This is a genomic window from Pseudomonas sp. HD6422, from assembly GCF_025377065.1.
Classification (GTDB): domain Bacteria; phylum Pseudomonadota; class Gammaproteobacteria; order Pseudomonadales; family Pseudomonadaceae; genus Aquipseudomonas; species Aquipseudomonas putida_U.
Map to the genome: position 1 here is coordinate 10,046 of NZ_JAHWIW010000016.1, position 17,342 is coordinate 27,387.

Below are 17,342 nucleotides of genomic sequence, written 5' to 3' on the forward strand. Positions count from 1 at the left end.
ATCCCCAGTGAGTGCATCGAGCGCCGCGCCGGTGGTTACACCCGCGCAGGCCGAAGTACCTGCTGGCGTACCGCAAACCCTGGCAAACGTCGCGCCGGAGGCATCCGACTGGTCGCCCGCGGGGCTGCGCAACCTGTTGGCCAAGCTCGCCGAAGCACCGACCCCGACGCCTGTCAGCGCACCGCTGATCGACCAGGCTCGCCCCGATCTCGCTCACCTGCGCGTCATCGCGGTGGTGTCCTCCAAAGGTGGCGCTGGCAAGACGACCATGGCCGCCAACCTCGCCAGTGCGCTGCGCCGCAGCGGACGCCAGGTGGTTGCCGTCGATCTCGACCCGCAGAATGCCCTGCATCACCACTTCACGCCCGCCGATGCCCAGGCCAATGTCCTGGAAGATGCCGGCGTCGTCCAGGCCGGCCAGCCGTGGCAGAGCATGGGGCGGGTCAGCGAGGAGGGCGTGCTGGTAGTGGCCCATGGCCTTATCGACGAACAACAGCGTCCGGCGTTCGAACATAGCCTGCAACATGATCCACTGTGGTTGGCGCGCCACCTGGCCGAGATGGAGATCGCCAATGGCGCCATCGTGGTCATCGATACGCCACCAGGGCCCTCGGTCTACCTGCGCCAGGCCCTGTCGGTTGCCAATCTGGCCATGGTCGTCAGCCTCGCGGATCCGGCGTCGTACACATCGCTGCCACAGATCGACAAGTTGATCACTGCCTACACCCAAGGTCGCGACGACTTCACCGGCGCTGCGTATGTCATCAATCAGATCGACTATTCGCGCCAGTTGAACAAAGACATCACGCAGATTTTGCGCGGCCTGCTAGGCAAACGTTTGATCGGCATCGTTCACCGCGACCAGTCGATCAGCGAAGCGCTCGCCTATAACCGCAACGTGCTGGGCTACGACCCCAACGGTCGCGGCTGCCACGACATTCTCGACTGCGCGCAAGCGTTGATCGGGCGGTTGGCAGTCGCCACTGCAGCCGCACAATGAATCAGCCCAGGACAAACCTGCTCAAGGCAGGTGAGGGCTGGCGTGCGCACAAAGCCCGGGACCTGTTGCTCGGTGTAGCCGCGCTGATCATGCTGATGGTCGTGGTCACCGTGCCATTCGAGCTTGAAGAGCAGATGTTGTTCTGCGCTGCCTGCCTTGGCGGCACACTGTTGCTGCGCCGCCGTGGCAGCCGACTGGCGGTGCTGGCCATGACCGTGATGTCGGTGATCGCCTCGCTGCGTTACTTGTACTGGCGGCTGACGTCCTCCCTGGGTTTCGAGAGTCCGCTGGACATGTTCTTCGGCTATGGTCTGGTCGCCGCCGAGCTCTATGCCCTGCTGGTGCTGCTGCTTGGCTACGTGCAGACCGCCTGGCCGCTGCAGCGCAAGCCCCATCCGCTGCCCGCCGACAGTGCGCAGTGGCCGAGCGTCGACGTGTTCATCCCGACCTACAACGAGCCGCTGGAAATCATCCGCCGTACCGCGTTGGCTGCCCTGGCCATCGACTGGCCTCGGGACCGCCTCAATGTCTACGTGCTCGATGACGGCCGCCGTGACGAATTCCGCCGGTTCTGCGAAACCGCGGGCATCGGCTACATCACCCGTGGCGACAATACTCATGCCAAGGCCGGTAACCTCAACAACGCCCTGCGTCACACCCACGGCGAATACATCGCCATGTTCGACGCCGACCATGTGCCGACCCGCTCGTTCCTGCAGGTGTGCATGGGGTGGTTCCTCAAGGACCCGAAGCTGGCGCTGTTGCAGACTCCGCATTATTTCTTCTCGCCCGACCCGTTCGAGAAGAACCTCGAAACCTTCCGCAGCGTGCCCAACGAAGGCGAGCTGTTCTATGGCCTGATCCAGGATGGCAACGACCTGTGGAATGCCACCTTCTTCTGCGGTTCCTGCGCAGTGATTCGGCGCAAGCCACTGGAGGAGATTGGTGGCATCGCCGTCGAGACCGTGACCGAGGACGCCCACACCGCGCTCAAGCTCAACCGCCGTGGCTACAACACTGCCTACCTGCCACTGCCGCAGGCAGCGGGCCTGGCTACCGAGAGCCTGTCCGGGCATATCGGCCAGCGTATCCGCTGGGCACGGGGCATGGCCCAGATTTTCCGTACCGACAACCCATTGCTGGGCAAGGGTCTCAACCTGGGGCAGCGCTTGTGCTACCTCAACGCCATGCTGCACTTCTTCTATGGCCTGCCGCGCATCGTGTTCCTCACCGCGCCGCTGGCCTACCTGCTGTTCGAGGCCCAGGTATTCCAGGCGCCTGCGCTGCTGATCATGGCCTACGCGTTGCCGCACATCCTCATCGCCAGCGTCACCAACTCGACTATCCAGGGCCGTTTCCGCCATTCGTTCTGGAACGAGGTCTACGAGACCGTGCTGGCCTGGTACATCATGCGTCCGGTATTGATGGCGATGATCAACCCCAAGGCTGGCGGTTTCAACGTCACGGCCAAGGGCGGCATGATCGAGAAAGGCTACTTCGACTGGAAGCTGGCGCGACCCTATATCGTGGTGCTGACCCTGAACCTGCTGGGTGCGGCGCTCGGCGTGTACAAGCTGGCCTTCGACCCCGAGGCCAGCGCCACCACATTGCTGATCAACCTGGGCTGGACGCTGTACAACATCATCATCAGTGCCGCCGCCGTCGCCGTGGCCAGTGAAACCCGGCAGATCCGCGCCGAACCACGGGTGTTCGCGACATTGCCGGCGACCATCGGCCTGGCTGATGGCAAGACCGTGGTCTGCACCACCAACGACTTCTCCCAGCGCGGCGTGGGGCTGACCCTGCCCGACGGTGTTTCCGTCCCCCGTGGCGAGCAGGTGCAGGTTTCGCTGTTCCTCGACGAACAGGAGTGCGTATTGCCCGCCCAGGTGGTCTTCAGCCGCGGCACGGCGCTTGGGCTGACCTTCCACGAGCTCAACCTGCAACAGCAGTTCGACCTGACCCGACTGACCTTCTCCCGTGCCGACACCTGGGCCAACGCCTGGGGCCAGGCTAGCGACACACCGCTGTCGGCCCTGCGCGAGGTATCACGCATCGGCTTGCGCGGGATCGCTCAGCTGGCGCGCGCCACCCTCGATGCGGCGCTTGACCGGGTACGTCCTTCATCTCTCTCGCCTGGCGATCATCCTCCGAGGAATCCATGAGCCTCTCTGTCATCGGCAAGCCAACACGCCGGCTCGCACTCGCGCTGCCGTTCTCCCTGCTGTGCCTCGCGGCAAGCTCCGTCGGTGCCGACGAACAGGCCGCAGCTGAGTCCGTTGCCGAGGCCAGCGTGCCGGGGCAGAACGCCACCCTCAAGCAGCTGGGGGCGGGCTACACCTTGAACCTGCGGGGCATCGAGGGCAGCGACAGCGTCAACTTCGACGTGCGCGCCGACCGGGTGGTGACTGCGGCTCGACTGAACCTGGAATACAGCTATTCGCCGGCGCTGCTTCCCGAGATGTCGCAGCTCAACGTGCTGGTCAACGACCAGGTCGCAGCAAGCATCGCGCTGCCCAAGGAAACCGCTGGCAGCCCGCAAAAACAGGTGGTGGAAATCCCGCCACACCTGATCACTGACTTCAACCGCCTCACCTTGCAGTTGATCGGCCACTACACCATGCAGTGCGAGGATCCCCAGCACTCCAGTCTGTGGGCCAAGGTCAGCAACGGCAGCGAATTGCAACTGCAGTTTGCGCCGCTGACCCTGCCCAACGACCTGGCCCTGCTGCCCGCGCCGTTCTTCGATCGCCGCGATGCCCAGCGTCTGGAGCTGCCCTTCGTGTTTGCCGAAACACCGGGCAACGCCCAGCTGGAGGCCGCTGGCGCGGTGGCGTCCTGGTTCGGTGCCCAGGCCAGCTATCGCGGCGCGCACTTCCCGGTGCTGTTCAGTGAGCTGCCGGCCCAAGGCAACGCCGTGGTGCTGCTGACCGAGGGGCAGTCCGTGGCTGGCGTCCAGGGCGAGCCTGCGGCCAAGCCCAGCGTGCGTATGCTCACCAATCCCAACGACCCCAACGGTAAGCTGCTGCTGATCGTCGGCCACGACGCCGGGCAGCTCAAGCAGGCCGCTGCTGCGCTGGTCAGTGGCAGTGGCGTGATGAAAGGCGAGCTGGCGAGCATCGATGGCGTCAGTCAGTTGCAACCACGCAAACCCTATGACGCGCCCAACTGGCTGCCCAGTGATCGCCCTGTGCAGCTCGGCGAGTTGACCGAAGCCAAACGCTTGAGCGTGGCCGGCTATGACCCAGGCACCATCAACCTGCCGATGCGCTTGCCGCCGGACCTGTTCACCTGGCGTGAACCTGGTGTGCCGCTGCACCTGAAGTACCGCTACACGCCGCAACCGGTGTCGAGCAATTCGTCACTGCTGGTCAGTATCAGCGGCAAGTTCCTCAAGTCGTTTCCGTTGCCCTCGCAAGAGCGCCTGAAGGACGATCAGACCCTGATGGCGCGCCTGAAACAGGACGAGAGCCTGCTGCGCGATGCCCACCTGACCATTCCGCTGGCCAGCTTCCCGCTACAGTCGTCGCTGCAGTTGCGCTTCATGTACGACTACATCAAGCAAGGCGAATGCCGCGACATCATCATCGACAACATGCGCGGCACCATCGAACCCACCTCGACGCTCGACCTGAGCGGCTACCGTCACTTCATCGCCCTGCCCAATCTCGGCGTATTCCGTGACAGCGGCTTCCCGTTCACGCGCATGGCCGATCTGTCCGAGACAGCGGTGGTCATGCCCGACGGCTATGGCGCTGCCGAGGTGTCGGCACTGCTCGATGTGCTCGGGCACTTCGGCGACTCCACCGGCTTGCCCGCCACCGCGGTCAGCGTAGTGCAGGCCGGCGATGACGCCGTGTTGCGCGGCAAGGACCTGCTGGTGTTCGCCTCGGGAGGCAACCAGCCGCTGCTGCAGCGCTGGGCCGAGCACCTGCCGGCCAGCCTCGGCGGTCCATCGCACTTCCAGTTGTCCGACCTGGCCTATCGCATGCGTGACTGGGTCAGCGGCGACGACCGCATCGACCAGCGCCGCTCGAACAGCAGCGTGGCCCTGGGCGCAGGTGCCGTCGACAACTACCTGACCGGTTTCGAATCGCCTCTGGACAGTGGCCGCAGCGTGGTGATCATCGCCGGCAGCAGCCCGCAGGGCCTGGGCGAAGTCACGGCAGCGATGGCTGCGGCGCAGGACGAAGACAATGCCATCCAGGGCAGCCTGGCGGTGGTCAATGGCACCCGCGTCAACTCGCTGGTGGCTGACGAGCAGTACTACGTCGGTGACCTCGGCGCCTTCCGTTACCTGCAGTGGTGGTTGTCGCGCCACCTGGGCGGCACCTTGGTGCTCACTGCCGCGGGCGTGGCACTGGCCAGCGTGTTGCTGTACCTGAGCCTGCGCGCGCGGGCTCGCAACCGGTTGAAGGATTGAGCATGGTCCGTCTACTGTCACGTGCGTTACTGGCCCTGGCGCTGTGCGCCGGGTTGTCCGCCCAGGCGGCCGAGCCGGCCTGCAAGGTCGCCTGGCCGATGTGGACGGCTTTCGCCGAACGCTGGGTGCAGGCCGACGGCCGTGTATTGGAGTCCAGCCTCAAGGCCAATCACAGCACCTCCGAGGGGCAGGCCTACGCCTTGTTCTTCGCGCTGGTGGCCAATGACCGTGCGCGCTTCCAGCAGATCTGGCGCTGGAGCCGTGAGAACCTTGCAGGCAATCAACCCGGCGCCATGCTGCCTGGCTGGTTGTGGGGGCAGGGCAGTGACGGCAACTGGCAGATCCAGGACCGCAACTCGGCGTCCGATGCCGATCTTTGGTTCGCCTACGCACTGATCGAGGCCGATCGCCTGTGGCAGGTGCCGGCCTATCGCGCCGATGCACAGGCCCTGTTGGGCCAGGTCAAGGCGCAGGAAGTGGCCGAACTACCGGGCCTCGGCCCGACCTTGCTGCCGGGGCCGGTCGGCTTTGCCCAGGCCGATCACCTGTGGCGCCTGAACCCGAGCTATGTGCCCCTGCCGCTGTTGCGCCGGATGGCCGCCTTCGATGGCCAAGGGCCGTGGAAGGGCGTACTGCAGAGCAGCGTCAGGCTCTTGCGAGAGGGCGGCGGTCAAGGTTTGGCCGCCGATTGGGTCGGCTACCGGGCGACCTCGGCCAAGGCGGGTTTGTTCGTGCGTGATGCGACGTCCGGCGATCTTGGCAGCTACGATGCGATCCGCGTTTACCTGTGGGCCGGCATGACCGACCCGGCCGATCCACAGGCCGCGCCGGTGCTGGCAGCCTTGCAGGGCATGGCCCGGTTGACCGCCGTCAGCGGCGTGCCGCCGGAGAAGGTCGCGCTTGCCAGCGGCCATGGCGAAGGCAGCGCTCCGTTCGGGTTCTCCGCAGCCCTGGTGCCGTACTTCCAGGCCAACAAGCAACCCTGGCTCGCCGACCTGCAGGCGCGCCGCGCCCGCCAGGCGCTCGAAACTGCCCTGCAAGGTCCGCGTGATCCCAAGCTGCCTTCGATTTACTACGACTACATGCTCAGCCTGTTCGGCCTCGGCTGGAGCGAGCACCGCTATCGCTTCGCCGCCAACGGCCAATTGAAGCCCTTCTGGGAGTCCGAATGTTCCGCAAAAGCCCCCTGACCCTGGGTCTGCTGGCCGTCCTGATACACGGCGCCGCCTTGGCCGAGAACAGCGACCCCAAGCATCTGCTGGTAGACCAGGGTCTGTTCTGGCAGGCCCAGGACAAACCCAAGCGCGCTGCCGAGGTGTGGAACAAGCTGCTCCTGCTCGATGCCCAGCAGCCCGACGCGCTGTATGGCCTGGGTCTGATCGCCGTTGGCGACAAGCAACTGGCCACGGCCAACCAATACCTGGCCCGCCTGCGCGCCCTGAACCCGCAGCCGCGTCAGGCTCGTCAGTTGGCCCAGGATATCCGTCTGGCCGATCCGACCAACGCCAAGTTGCTGGAACAGGCGCGTCTGGCGGTGGACAACGACCAACGCGATCAGGCCGACGAGCTGTACCGCAAGGCACTGGGCAACCAGCCGGCCCAAGGCCGGGTCGGTCGCGAGTTCTACAACAACCTGGGATTCCTCGACGGCCACTGGCCCGAGGCCCGGCAGGGTTTCGAGCGCCTGCGCCAGGAGCAGCCGGATGACCCTTACGTGTCGCTGTTCTTCGCCAAGCACCTGGTGCGCCGCGAAGACACCCGTGAGGAAGGTATCCGTGCCCTGGAGCGCCTGGCCAAGCGCGAGGACATCGGCGGTGACGCCGACGAGACCTGGCGTCTGGCCCTGACCTGGCTGGGGGCGCCGAATGCGGGCCAACGGTCGTTGTTCGAGGCCTTCCTGGCCAGCCATCCCGACGATGAAGAGATCCGTGCCCTACTGGCCAAGGGGCGATCCGACGGCGCTGCGGGTCGCGCCGGGTGGCAGCGCTCCCCCCAGGTCCAGCGTGGCCTGAGGGCCCTCGAGCAAGGCGACCAGGCAGGCGCCGAACGTGAGTTTTCCGCGCGCCTGAAAGCCGCTCCGAACGACGCCGATGCCCTCGGCGGCCTCGGCGTGCTGCGTCAGCAGCAAAACCGGTTCGAGGATGCCGAAGTATTGCTGGGCCGGGCGGTGAAGGCCGGGGGACGTTCGTGGCAGAAGGCGCTCGACGAGGTGCGCTACTGGTCGTTGCTGCACCAGGCTCGGCAGAGTCAGGCACAAGGCCGTCTGGGCGATGCCCAGGTCCAGCTCGAACAGGCCCGGCGCATGCGCCCGCAGTCGCCGGAAGCCGCGCAGGCGCTGGCCGATGTGTACGCTGCCAACAGCAACCCGGCAGCCGCAGAGTCGCTCTATCGCCAGGTGCTGGCGCAGCAGCCTGGCAATGCCGACGCCCGTCGCGGCCTGGTCGGCGCGCTGGTCCAGCAAGGCAAGCAGGAACAAGCTCTGCGTGAAGTGCAGCAACTGCCTGGCGAGGAACAGGCCAAGCTGGGCGGCGTGGCTCGCATGCGTGCCGACCTGGCGTTGCAACAGGCGCAACTGGCGGAGCAGCGTGGCGACACGGCCAGCCAGCGAGCAGCGCTGGAAGAGGCCCTGCGCAACGACCCGAACAATGCCTGGGCCCGTTACGGCCTGGCCCGGCTGTACCAAGGCATGGGCGCTGGCGCCGAAGCCCGCAGCCTGATGAACGGGCTGCTGCGTGCGCAACCCAACGATCCGGACGCGCTCTATACCTCGGCGTTGTTCTCGATGCAGCAGGGCGAGTGGGGCAAGGCCCGCGAGCAGTTGTCGAGCATCCCGGCCGAGGCGCGCAGCGCAGAAGTCAACCAATTGCTGAGTGACGTCGAGTTCCGTCAGCGCCTGCAGGAAGTCGAGCGTCTCAACAAACGTGGCAGCTACCAGGAAGCGCGGATATTCCTGTCGCGCCTCGAGCCACTGTCCCGCGGTGTGCCCGAGCACCAGGCGCAACTAGCTTCGGCCTACGCCGACGCCAAGGACCCGCAGCGTGCCCTGGGCCTGCTGCGCGGGGTGATGGCCGCCAGTCCGCAAGCGGACACCGGCCTGTTGCTGCGTTACGCCGGCGTGCTGCTGCAGGCCGGCCAGGAGCCTGAGGTCGCCGGCATCCTTCGCGATCTTCAGGGCCAGTCACTGACCCCGGAGCAGCGCCGCCAGTATGACGATCTGCTGTTCCTCTACCGCGTGCGCAAGGCCGATCAGTTGCGTGAGCAGGGCGACCTGGCAGCGGCCTACGACACCCTGTCGCCAGCCCTGGCGCAACGTCCGCAGGATCCCTTGGCCGGCGCCGCGCTGGCGCGCATGTATGCGGCCAACGGCGACACCCAGAAGGCCTTCGAGCTGTATCAGCCCCTGGTACAACGCAACCCTGAAGATGCCCGGTTGCTGGTCGGGGCGGCCGATGTCGCGGCGCAGTTGCGCGAGGACGGCTACGCCAACCAGGCCCTGGAGCAGGCGTTGAAAGCGGCGCCCGACGATCCCGAGGTGCTGACCGTGGCGGCGCGTATCTACCGCTTCCAGGGCCGAACCAGCGAAGCCGCTGCATTGCTCGGCAAGGTGGTCAATCAGGAAAAGCGCCAGCAGGACAGCAGCACCTACGCGGCGTCCGCGCCGGTCGGCGTGCCGAGCAATCCGTTCGCCCGGGCCGACCAGCCGCGCGCGGGGCAGTCTTTGGACGCGTTGCTGGCGCCGACCCTGGCCGCGGCGCAACCGACCCGTCTGCCCCCGGCCAGCCGCGCCAGCGACGCCAATAACCCCTTCCTGACCACGACCCAGTCCGGCAAGCCTGACCCGCGAGCAGGCATGAGTCAGGCCGCCCGGGACCTGAGCGATATCCAGCAGGAGCGCAGTGCCTATGTCGTTCAGGGCCTGGAGGTCAGCGGTAACGATAGCGAGTCGGGTCTGGGCCGCATGAGCAGTGTGCAGACGCCGTTGGAGGCCAGCGCGCCGCTTGGCGACAGCCGTGTGGCGCTGCGCGTGACCCCGGTCGCGCTCAATGCCGGCAGTCCGAGCAGCGAAGCCGCCACCCGCTTCGGCAGCGGTGGCACAGCCTCGGTCGGCTCGCAGAAAGCCTCCGGCGTAGGTGTGGCTGTGGCGTTCGAAAACCAACCCAGCGGAGTCAAGGCCGATATCGGCATCACGCCCCAGGGCTTCCTCTACAGCACCCTGGTCGGCGGCGTGTCCGTCGAGCGGCCGGTGGCGGGCAATCCGGATTTGCACTGGAAAGCCACGGCATCGCGGCGGGCGGTCACTGACAGTGTCACTTCGTTCGCCGGCAGCAAGGATAAGCGCAGTGGCCTGAAGTGGGGCGGCGTCACGGCCAATGGCGGCCGCCTGGAGCTGAGCTACGACGATCGCCAGTTCGGCGCCTACGTATATGGCTCGATGCACAGCCTCAAAGGGCATCACGTCGAAGACAACACCCGTGCCGAGCTGGGCAGCGGCATGTACTGGTACCTGCAGAACAGCGAAGACACCCAGCTCACCGCCGGCCTGAGCCTGATGGCCATGGGTTATGAAGATAACCAGGGGTACTACACCTACGGTCATGGCGGCTACTTCAGTCCGCAGAGCTTCTTCGCCCTGGGCGTCCCGGTCAGCTATGCCCGGCGTTTCGAGCGGCTGACCGTCTCGCTCAAGGGCTCGGTCGGCGTGCAGTCCTTCCACCAGGACGCCGTCGGCTACTTCCCCACTCGCGATGTTGCCCAGCGGGAATACGCCAGCGACAGCAAGACCGGTGTCGGCTACAACCTCGCCGCCGCCGCCGAGTACCAGCTGGGACGCAACTTCTTCCTCGGTGGCCACATGGGCCTGAACAACGCCCAGGACTACCGCGAATTCAACGGGGGCATGTACGTGCGTTACATGTTCGAGGACCAGTACCGACCGATGGCGCTGCCGGTCAGCCCCTACCGTTCCCCCTATTCCAATTGAACCGATTCTAGGAGATCACCATGCCTGCTTCCGCGATTGCCGGTCTGTCCCTGCTGGTGCTGGGCGAAAGCCACATGAGCCTGGCCAACCACCTGACCGAGCCCCTCAATGCTGCCGTGGTGGCCAAGGGTGGCCACGCCTATTCCATTGGCGCCTGCGGCGCCAGCGCGGCGGACTGGCTGGTGACCAAGAAGGTCGACTGCGGTGCCGTGCAACAGGACAACGGCAAGCTGCAGATCAAGGGCCGTGAAGCCACCACCACGCCTATCAAGGAACTGATCGCCCAGCACAAGCCCGACGTGGTGGTGCTGGTGATCGGCGACACCATGGCCAGTTACGACAAGCCGGCCTTCCCCAAGGCCTGGGCATGGCAGAGCGTCACCAGCCTGACCAAGGCCATCAGCGAAACCGGCACCAAGTGCGTCTGGGTCGGCCCGGCCTGGGGCAAGGTCGGCGGCATGTACAAGAAAAACGACCAGCGCACCCAGCTGATGTCGCAGTTCCTCGCCGCCAACGTCGCGCCGTGCAGCTACATCGATTCGCTGACCCTGTCCAAACCCGGCCAATGGATCACCACCGATGGCCAGCACTTCACCGTCGCCGGTTACAAGTCCTGGGCCGGCGCCATCGTCGATGCCATCGACAAGCTTCCAGCCGGCAGTCTCAAGGGGAACAAATGATGCGTCGTATCGCTGGCGGCCTGGCCGCATTACTGAGTCTGGGCATTGCCCACGCGGCCGAGATTCCGCTGTACCCGACCGGGCCCAGCGAAGACGCGGCCTTTCTGCGTTTCTTCAACGTCGGCAGTGGGCAACTGCACCTGAGCGCGGCCAACGGCGCTGGGCTTGACCTGGCGCCGGGCGCAGCCTCGAACTTCCTCACCGTGCCTGCCGGCAAGCCGATCAAGGGCACCCTGGCCCTCGCTGGCCAGCAGCAGGCGCTCGACGTCAGTGTCCAGCCGGGCGAGTTCGCCACCGTGGTCGGCGTGCCTGACGGCAACGCCCTGCGCCTGGTCACCGTGCGCGAGCAGCCGGACGACTTCAATGCCCTGAAGGCCTCGCTGGCGTTCTACAGCCTCGACGCCAACTGTACCCAGCCGAGCCTGCGTTCTGCGGCCGGCAACGTTGCCATCTTCAAGGATGTGGCCGACGGCACTGCCCAGCGGCGCTCGATCAATCCGCTCAAACTGGCAGTGCAATTGACGTGCGGTGGTGCACCGCGTGGCGATGCGCTGGACCTCGGCCAGTTGGCTGCCGGCCAGCGCTACACCGTGTTGCTCGCCCCCGGTGCCCAAGGGCCGCGCCTGTATCAGGCGCAAGACACGCTGGCCAACTGAACCTCGCCAACACGCCTATTGACGGACAACCATGGTCTTCGCCTCGCTCGAGTTTCTGCTGCTGTTTCTTCCTGCGTTCATGCTGGTCTATGCATTGGCGCGGCCTTCGGGGCGAAACCTGGTACTGCTGCTGGGCAGTTGGTTCTTCTATGGCTGGCTGAGCCCGGCCTTCCTCTTGCTGCACATCGTGCTGACGATCGGTGGCTGGTTGGGCGGGCTATTGGTGGCGAGCAGTGGCGAGACGACGTCACGGCGCAAGCGATGGCTGGCCGGGCTGATCGTCGTCAACACTCTGGTGCTGTGCTGGTACAAGTACGCCAACATCGTCGTCGCCAGCTTCAACGAGCTGCTAAGCGCCCATGGCGCGATGCCGTTCGAGTGGCAGAAGGTGGCGTTGCCGGCGGGGCTTTCGTTCATCGTCCTGCAGGTCATTTCCTACCTGGTCGATGTGCATCGCAAGGTGGTGCCGGTCGAGCATAATTTCGCCAACTTCGCCACCTACCTGGCCATGTTCGGCCACTCCATCGCCGGGCCGATCATTCGCTACGACTGGGTGCGCCAGGAGCTACGCCAGCGCTATTTCAACCCGCTGAACTTCGCCCTGGGCGCACGCCGCTTCATGATCGGCATGAGCATGAAGGTGCTGGTGGCCGACAGCCTGTCGCCGCTGGTGGGCGTCGCCTTCACGCAGGCGCATCCGTCGTTCATCGACGCCTGGATCGGTTGCCTGGCCTATTCGCTGCAGCTGTTCTTCGACTTCGCCGGCTACAGCGCCATGGCCATCGGCCTGGGCCTGATGCTCGGCTTCCACTTCCCGGAGAACTTCAACCATCCCTATTGGGCGCGCAACATCCAGGACTTCTGGCGACGCTGGCACATCTCGTTGTCGAGCTGGCTGCGCGACTACCTGTACATCGGTTTGGGCGGCAACCGCCACGGAGTGTGGAAGACTTACCGCAATCTGTTCCTGATCATGGCCATCGGCGGCCTTTGGCATGGTGGCGACAGTTGGAACTACCTGCTGTGGGGCTGTGCCCATGGCATCGCCCTGTGCATCGACCGGGCCTGGACCCGTGCCGGCCTGCCCGACTTGCCTGCATGGCTGGCACACAGCGTGACGCTGCTGTTCGTGTGCCTGGCCTGGACCCTGTTCCGCGCTCCCGACTTCGCCACCGCACTGAGTCTGTACGCTGGCCAATTCGGTCTGCACGGCTTCGCCTTGGGCGATGCCCTGGCCGCCACCTTGCGCCCAGTGCATGGTCTGGCGGCGGGCCTGGGCGCGTTGTGCCTGTTGCTACCACTGTGGCAACGGCGCGCCGAGCAGCGCTTTGGCGAGCGCCGAGTGTTTCGTGTACTGGGAGCGGTGTGGCCGGTACTGGGCTTCGCCCTGTCGTTCGCGCTGATCGCCAGCCGTGAAACCGTGCCGTTTCTCTACTTCCAGTTCTAAGGGGCGCCCATGTCGAAGAAAGATCCTTCCCTGGCGCCGGTGCCACCCAGCCCGATGATGATCCGGCTCAGCCCGTTGGCGGGCCTGTGCATGTTCGCTTTCATGCTGGTGGGGCTGGTTGCCTGCTTGTGGGCGATTTTCATCGGCAAGGTCGACCTATGGCCGGAGCACCTGGGCTGGCAGGGCGTGCGCGATGGCGAAATCACCCATCATATCGCCCACGAGCTGTCGCACGTGTCGCTGGCGCAACGCGCCGCCGACCTGGAGCGCGGCTTCAGTTGGCTCACTGTGGGCGACACCGGCCCGCGCGTGCGCAGTGGCTGCCCAGGGTGGCTGTTCCTGGCCGATGAAACCCGAATCCATCCCCATGCACAGGCCAACGCCGAGGCGCGGGCGGACAAAGTGGTGGCCGTGCGCGACTGGTTGGCGGCGCGCCACATTCGCCTGTTGGTGTTGCTGGTACCGGACAAGAGTCGGATTGCCACTGATCAGTTGTGCGGCGTGTACCGTGCGCCTGCATTGGAGGGGCGCCTGCAGCAGTGGAACGCGCGCTTGCAGCAGGCAGGCATCACCACCGTCGACCCGACCGCGGCCTTGCAGGCACTGGGTAGCGCAGCCTTCCTGCGCACCGACACGCATTGGAGCGAGCAGGGCGCGCAAGCCGCCGCGCGACAGCTGGCGACCGCAGTGCTGGCAACGGGGATCGCCCCAACCCCCGAGCAGACCTCGGTACGTACCTTGCTGCCGGCCGCACGACGCCCAGGCGACCTGGTGCGCCTGGCCGGGCTGGACTGGTTACCCGAGGCTTTGCAGCCTGCCGGCGAAACCGTGACTGCGTCGCGCTTCGAGGTGCAAGCCAGCGCCACAGCCGGCAGCGAGGATGATTTGTTCGGTGACAGCCAACTGCCGAACATCGCGCTGATCGGCACCTCGTTCTCACGCAACAGCAACTTCGTGCCGTTCCTCGAGCAAGGCGTAGGTGCCAGTGTGGGCAACTTCGCCAAGGATGGTGGCGAATTCAGTGGTGCGGCGAAGGACTATTTCGGCAGCGAGGCCTTCAAGCAGACGCCGGCGCAATTGCTGATCTGGGAGATCAACGAACGCGACCTGCAAAAGCCGTACAGCGATGATTTACCGTTGCCTTGACGCGATGGAGAGCGTTCATATCTTTATTCTATAAAGATATTTAAATTATTTTTCTTATGCATTTATAGTTTCTTCCACTGCGTACCTGCCGACCAATCGGCGCGCCGCACGACGTGAACCCACACGGGAAATCCCCGTGCGTTTCTAATCGTTGCGCGCCTATTGAACGTCGCGCACTGCGTGGGAGTTAACCATGTCCGCCGCCTCTAACGCTTTGTCGTCCATCGACAGCGCGCAACCGCAAGTTTTTGAAATCCGCCCATTCTCCGGTGCCGTCGGCGCCGAGATCATCGGTCTGGACCTGGCCGAACCGATCAACGCCGAGGATTTCAAGCGTATCCATCGCGCCCACCTCGAACATCATGTGCTGGTCTTGCGTGAACAGCGCATCACCCCCGAACAGCAGATTGCCTTTAGCCGCCGTTTCGGCGAGCTGCAGATCCACGTGCTCAAGCAGTTCCTGCTCGCCGGCCATCCGGAAATCCTGATCGTCTCCAACATCATCGAAAACGGTCAGAACATCGGTCTGGGCGATGCTGGCAAGTTCTGGCATTCCGACCTGTCCTACAAGGAACTGCCGAGCTTGGGCTCTATGCTGCATGCCCAGGAACTGCCCAGCGAAGGCGGCGACACGCTGTTCGCCGACATGCACAAAGCCTGGGACGCCGTGCCCGAGGCCCTGCGCAAGGTGGTCGAGAACCGCAGTGCAGCGCACTCCTACACCGCCCGTTACGCCGAGACCAAGTTCGAGGGCAACTGGCGCCCGACGCTCACTGCCGAGCAGCTTGCCCAAGTCCAGGAAGTCATTCACCCGGTGGTACGAACCCACCCGGAAAATGGCCGCAAGGCGCTGTTCGTCAGCGAAGGTTTCACCACCCGTATTGTCGGGCTGCCTGACGACGAAAGCCGCGATGTCCTGCAGCAGTTGTATGCGCTGAGCGTGCTCGAGCAGAACATCTACCGCCACCAGTGGCAGCCCCATGACCTGGTGTTCTGGGACAACCGATCGTTGATCCACCTGGCCACCGGCTGCCCCGCCCACCTGCGCCGCAAGCTGTACCGCACCACCATTCAGGGCGATGCCCCATTCTGACGACTGAGGAACCTCATCATGCGTAAATCCATCAGCCGCCTGGCGGCAAGCATCGGTCTGGGCGCGAGCCTGATCGTCGGCAGCTTGGCCGCCCCAGGCGTGGCCCAGGCCGAAGGCAAGATCCGCATCGCCGAGCAGTTCGGCATCGTCTACCTGCTGCTCAACGTGGTGCGCGATCAGCACCTAATCGAGAAACATGGCAAGGCACAGGGCATCGACATCGAGGTCGACTGGGCGCAGTTGTCCGGCGGCTCGGCGATCAACGACGCACTGCTGTCTGGCTCGGTGGACATCGCCGGGGCCGGCGTTGGCCCGCTACTTACCGTCTGGGACCGCACCAAGGGCCGGCAGAACGTCAAGGCCGTGGCCTCGCTGGGCAACTTTCCGTACTACTTGGTCAGCAGCAATCCTAATGTGAAGACCATCGCAGATATTTCCGAGAAGGACCGCATCGCCGTGCCGGCGGTGGGTGTCTCGGTGCAGTCGCGCTTCCTGCAGTACGCCGCTGCCCAGCAGTGGGGCGACAAGGAATACAACCGCCTCGACAAATATACCCTGGCCGTACCGCATCCTGATGCCACCGCTGCGTTGCTGGCCGGTGGCACCGAGCTCAACGGGCATTTCTCCAACCCGCCGTTCCAGGATCAGGTACTGGCCAACAAGGACGTGCATGTGGTGCTCAACAGCTACGACCTTCTCGGCCCCAACTCGCCGACGCTGTTGTTCACCACCGAAAAATTCCGCAACGACAACCCCAAGACCTACAAGGCTTTCGTCGACGCGTTGGCCGAAGCGGCGGACTTCGCTCAGAAGGACAAGGCCGCGGCAGCGGATACCTATATCCGTGTGACCAAAGCCAAGATTGATCGCGACACGCTGATCAAGCTGATCGACAACCCGCAGTACGAATTCACTGTCACGCCGAAAAACACATACAAACTCGCCGACTTCCTGTACAGGGTCGGGGCAATCAAGAACAAGCCAGCGTCGTGGAAGGATTACTTCTTCCAGGATGAGCGCCCGCTGCAGGGGAGCTGATTGACCATGACCGCCCCCTTGCCAGGCCACACGGTCAGCAACCTGAGCCGTGTCGCTACACCCGCGCTGCTCAAGGTGGACAACCTGAGCCTTGAATACCGTACTTCGCAACGCGTGGTGCGGGCCACCCATCAGGTCAGCTTCGAAATCGATCGCGCTGACCGTTTCGTCTTGCTGGGCCCCTCCGGCTGCGGCAAGTCCACGCTGCTCAAGGCCGTGGCCGGGTTCATCGAGCCCCAGGAAGGGCAGATCCTCCTGCAAGGCGAGCCGGTGCGCGGGCCTGGGCCTGACCGCATCGTGGTGTTCCAGGAGTTCGACCAGTTGCCGCCGTGGAAGACGGTGAAACAGAACATCATGTTCCCGCTGCTGATGTCCGGCCAGCTCAAGCGGGCGGAGGCCGAGGAGCGAGCCCTGCACTACCTGGACAAGGTCGGCCTGGCCAATTTTGCCGATGCGTATCCGCATACCCTGTCGGGCGGCATGAAGGCTCGGGTTTCAATTGCTCGGGCCCTGGCCACCCAGCCGAAGATCCTGCTGATGGACGAGCCGTTCGCCGCGCTCGACGCGCTGACCCGGCGTAAGATGCAGGAAGAGTTGCTGCTGTTGTGGGAAGAGGTGCGTTTCACCCTGTTGTTCGTCACCCACTCTATTGAGGAGGCGTTGGTGGTGGGCAATCGCATTCTGCTGCTGTCGCCCCACCCAGGGCGGGTTCGGGCCGAGGTACACAGCCACCAGTACGACCTGGGCAGCCTTGGCGGCAGCGAGTTTCAGGCCAGTGCGAGGCGCATCCACCGCTTGCTGTTCGACGAGGCCGAGGCGCCGGTCGAGGCCGCCGAACTGGGTTTCAACGACATCCGCATCGCCTACTGACAGGAGCT

The 17,342-nt window shown here is 64.9% G+C and carries 12 protein-coding genes; all 12 read left to right on the forward strand.

Annotation, left to right across the window (positions count from 1 at the left end; translation table 11 throughout):
- Positions 1-7 precede the first annotated feature (7 nt).
- Positions 8-1,000: a cellulose biosynthesis protein BcsQ gene (bcsQ, locus tag KY379_RS13360; protein WP_261240913.1), complete on the forward strand. Its 993-nt coding sequence runs from the start codon at positions 8-10 to the stop codon at positions 998-1,000.
- Positions 997-3,165: a UDP-forming cellulose synthase catalytic subunit gene (gene bcsA, locus KY379_RS13365; protein ID WP_261240915.1), complete on the forward strand. Its 2,169-nt coding sequence runs from the start codon at positions 997-999 to the stop codon at positions 3,163-3,165. The genes bcsQ and bcsA overlap by 4 nt, the downstream gene beginning before the upstream one ends.
- Positions 3,162-5,423: a cellulose biosynthesis cyclic di-GMP-binding regulatory protein BcsB gene (gene bcsB, locus KY379_RS13370; RefSeq protein WP_261240916.1), complete on the forward strand. Its 2,262-nt coding sequence runs from the start codon at positions 3,162-3,164 to the stop codon at positions 5,421-5,423. Before bcsA ends, bcsB begins: the two co-directional genes overlap by 4 nt.
- A 2-nt stretch (positions 5,424-5,425) precedes the next feature.
- Positions 5,426-6,613 carry a cellulose synthase complex periplasmic endoglucanase BcsZ gene (bcsZ, locus tag KY379_RS13375; protein ID WP_133327804.1) on the forward strand — a complete coding sequence of 396 codons (1,188 nt, stop codon included), beginning with the start codon at positions 5,426-5,428 and terminating at the stop codon, positions 6,611-6,613.
- Complete coding sequence (locus KY379_RS13380) at positions 6,592-10,404, forward strand: cellulose biosynthesis protein BcsC (RefSeq protein ID WP_261240918.1); 3,813 nt, start codon at positions 6,592-6,594, stop codon at positions 10,402-10,404. The genes bcsZ and KY379_RS13380 overlap by 22 nt, the downstream gene beginning before the upstream one ends.
- Before the next feature lie 20 nt (positions 10,405-10,424).
- Positions 10,425-11,084, forward strand: a complete 660-nt coding sequence (locus KY379_RS13385; protein WP_261240920.1) for an SGNH/GDSL hydrolase family protein — start codon at positions 10,425-10,427, stop codon at positions 11,082-11,084.
- Positions 11,081-11,740 (forward strand): alginate O-acetyltransferase AlgF, encoded by a 660-nt coding sequence (locus tag KY379_RS13390; protein WP_409977272.1) that lies wholly within the window; start codon positions 11,081-11,083, stop codon positions 11,738-11,740. The genes KY379_RS13385 and KY379_RS13390 overlap by 4 nt, the downstream gene beginning before the upstream one ends.
- A gap of 31 nt (positions 11,741-11,771) precedes the next feature.
- On the forward strand, positions 11,772-13,187 hold the full coding sequence (locus KY379_RS13395; protein ID WP_261240922.1) for an MBOAT family O-acyltransferase: 1,416 nt from the start codon (positions 11,772-11,774) through the stop codon (positions 13,185-13,187).
- A gap of 9 nt (positions 13,188-13,196) precedes the next feature.
- Positions 13,197-14,333, forward strand: a complete 1,137-nt coding sequence (locus KY379_RS13400) for an alginate O-acetyltransferase AlgX-related protein (RefSeq protein ID WP_133327788.1) — start codon at positions 13,197-13,199, stop codon at positions 14,331-14,333.
- Positions 14,334-14,526: 193 nt separating this feature from the next.
- Positions 14,527-15,426, forward strand: a complete 900-nt coding sequence (locus KY379_RS13405) for a TauD/TfdA dioxygenase family protein (RefSeq protein WP_133327786.1) — start codon at positions 14,527-14,529, stop codon at positions 15,424-15,426.
- Positions 15,427-15,444: 18 nt separating this feature from the next.
- Positions 15,445-16,464 carry an ABC transporter substrate-binding protein gene (locus KY379_RS13410; protein WP_133327784.1) on the forward strand — a complete coding sequence of 340 codons (1,020 nt, stop codon included), beginning with the start codon at positions 15,445-15,447 and terminating at the stop codon, positions 16,462-16,464.
- A gap of 6 nt (positions 16,465-16,470) precedes the next feature.
- Complete coding sequence (locus KY379_RS13415) at positions 16,471-17,334, forward strand: ABC transporter ATP-binding protein (protein WP_261240925.1); 864 nt, start codon at positions 16,471-16,473, stop codon at positions 17,332-17,334.
- Positions 17,335-17,342 lie beyond the last annotated feature (8 nt).

Coding starts and splice junctions, on each gene's coding strand:
- bcsA (WP_261240915.1), top strand. CDS start 997: ATGAATCAGCCCAGGACAAACCTGCTCAAGGCAGGTGAGGGCTGGCGT.
- bcsB (WP_261240916.1), top strand. CDS start 3,162: ATGAGCCTCTCTGTCATCGGCAAGCCAACACGCCGGCTCGCACTCGCG.
- bcsZ (WP_133327804.1), top strand. CDS start 5,426: ATGGTCCGTCTACTGTCACGTGCGTTACTGGCCCTGGCGCTGTGCGCC.
- KY379_RS13380 (WP_261240918.1), top strand. CDS start 6,592: ATGTTCCGCAAAAGCCCCCTGACCCTGGGTCTGCTGGCCGTCCTGATA.
- KY379_RS13385 (WP_261240920.1), top strand. CDS start 10,425: ATGCCTGCTTCCGCGATTGCCGGTCTGTCCCTGCTGGTGCTGGGCGAA.
- KY379_RS13390 (WP_409977272.1), top strand. CDS start 11,081: ATGATGCGTCGTATCGCTGGCGGCCTGGCCGCATTACTGAGTCTGGGC.
- KY379_RS13395 (WP_261240922.1), top strand. CDS start 11,772: ATGGTCTTCGCCTCGCTCGAGTTTCTGCTGCTGTTTCTTCCTGCGTTC.
- KY379_RS13400 (WP_133327788.1), top strand. CDS start 13,197: ATGTCGAAGAAAGATCCTTCCCTGGCGCCGGTGCCACCCAGCCCGATG.
- KY379_RS13405 (WP_133327786.1), top strand. CDS start 14,527: ATGTCCGCCGCCTCTAACGCTTTGTCGTCCATCGACAGCGCGCAACCG.
- KY379_RS13410 (WP_133327784.1), top strand. CDS start 15,445: ATGCGTAAATCCATCAGCCGCCTGGCGGCAAGCATCGGTCTGGGCGCG.
- KY379_RS13415 (WP_261240925.1), top strand. CDS start 16,471: ATGACCGCCCCCTTGCCAGGCCACACGGTCAGCAACCTGAGCCGTGTC.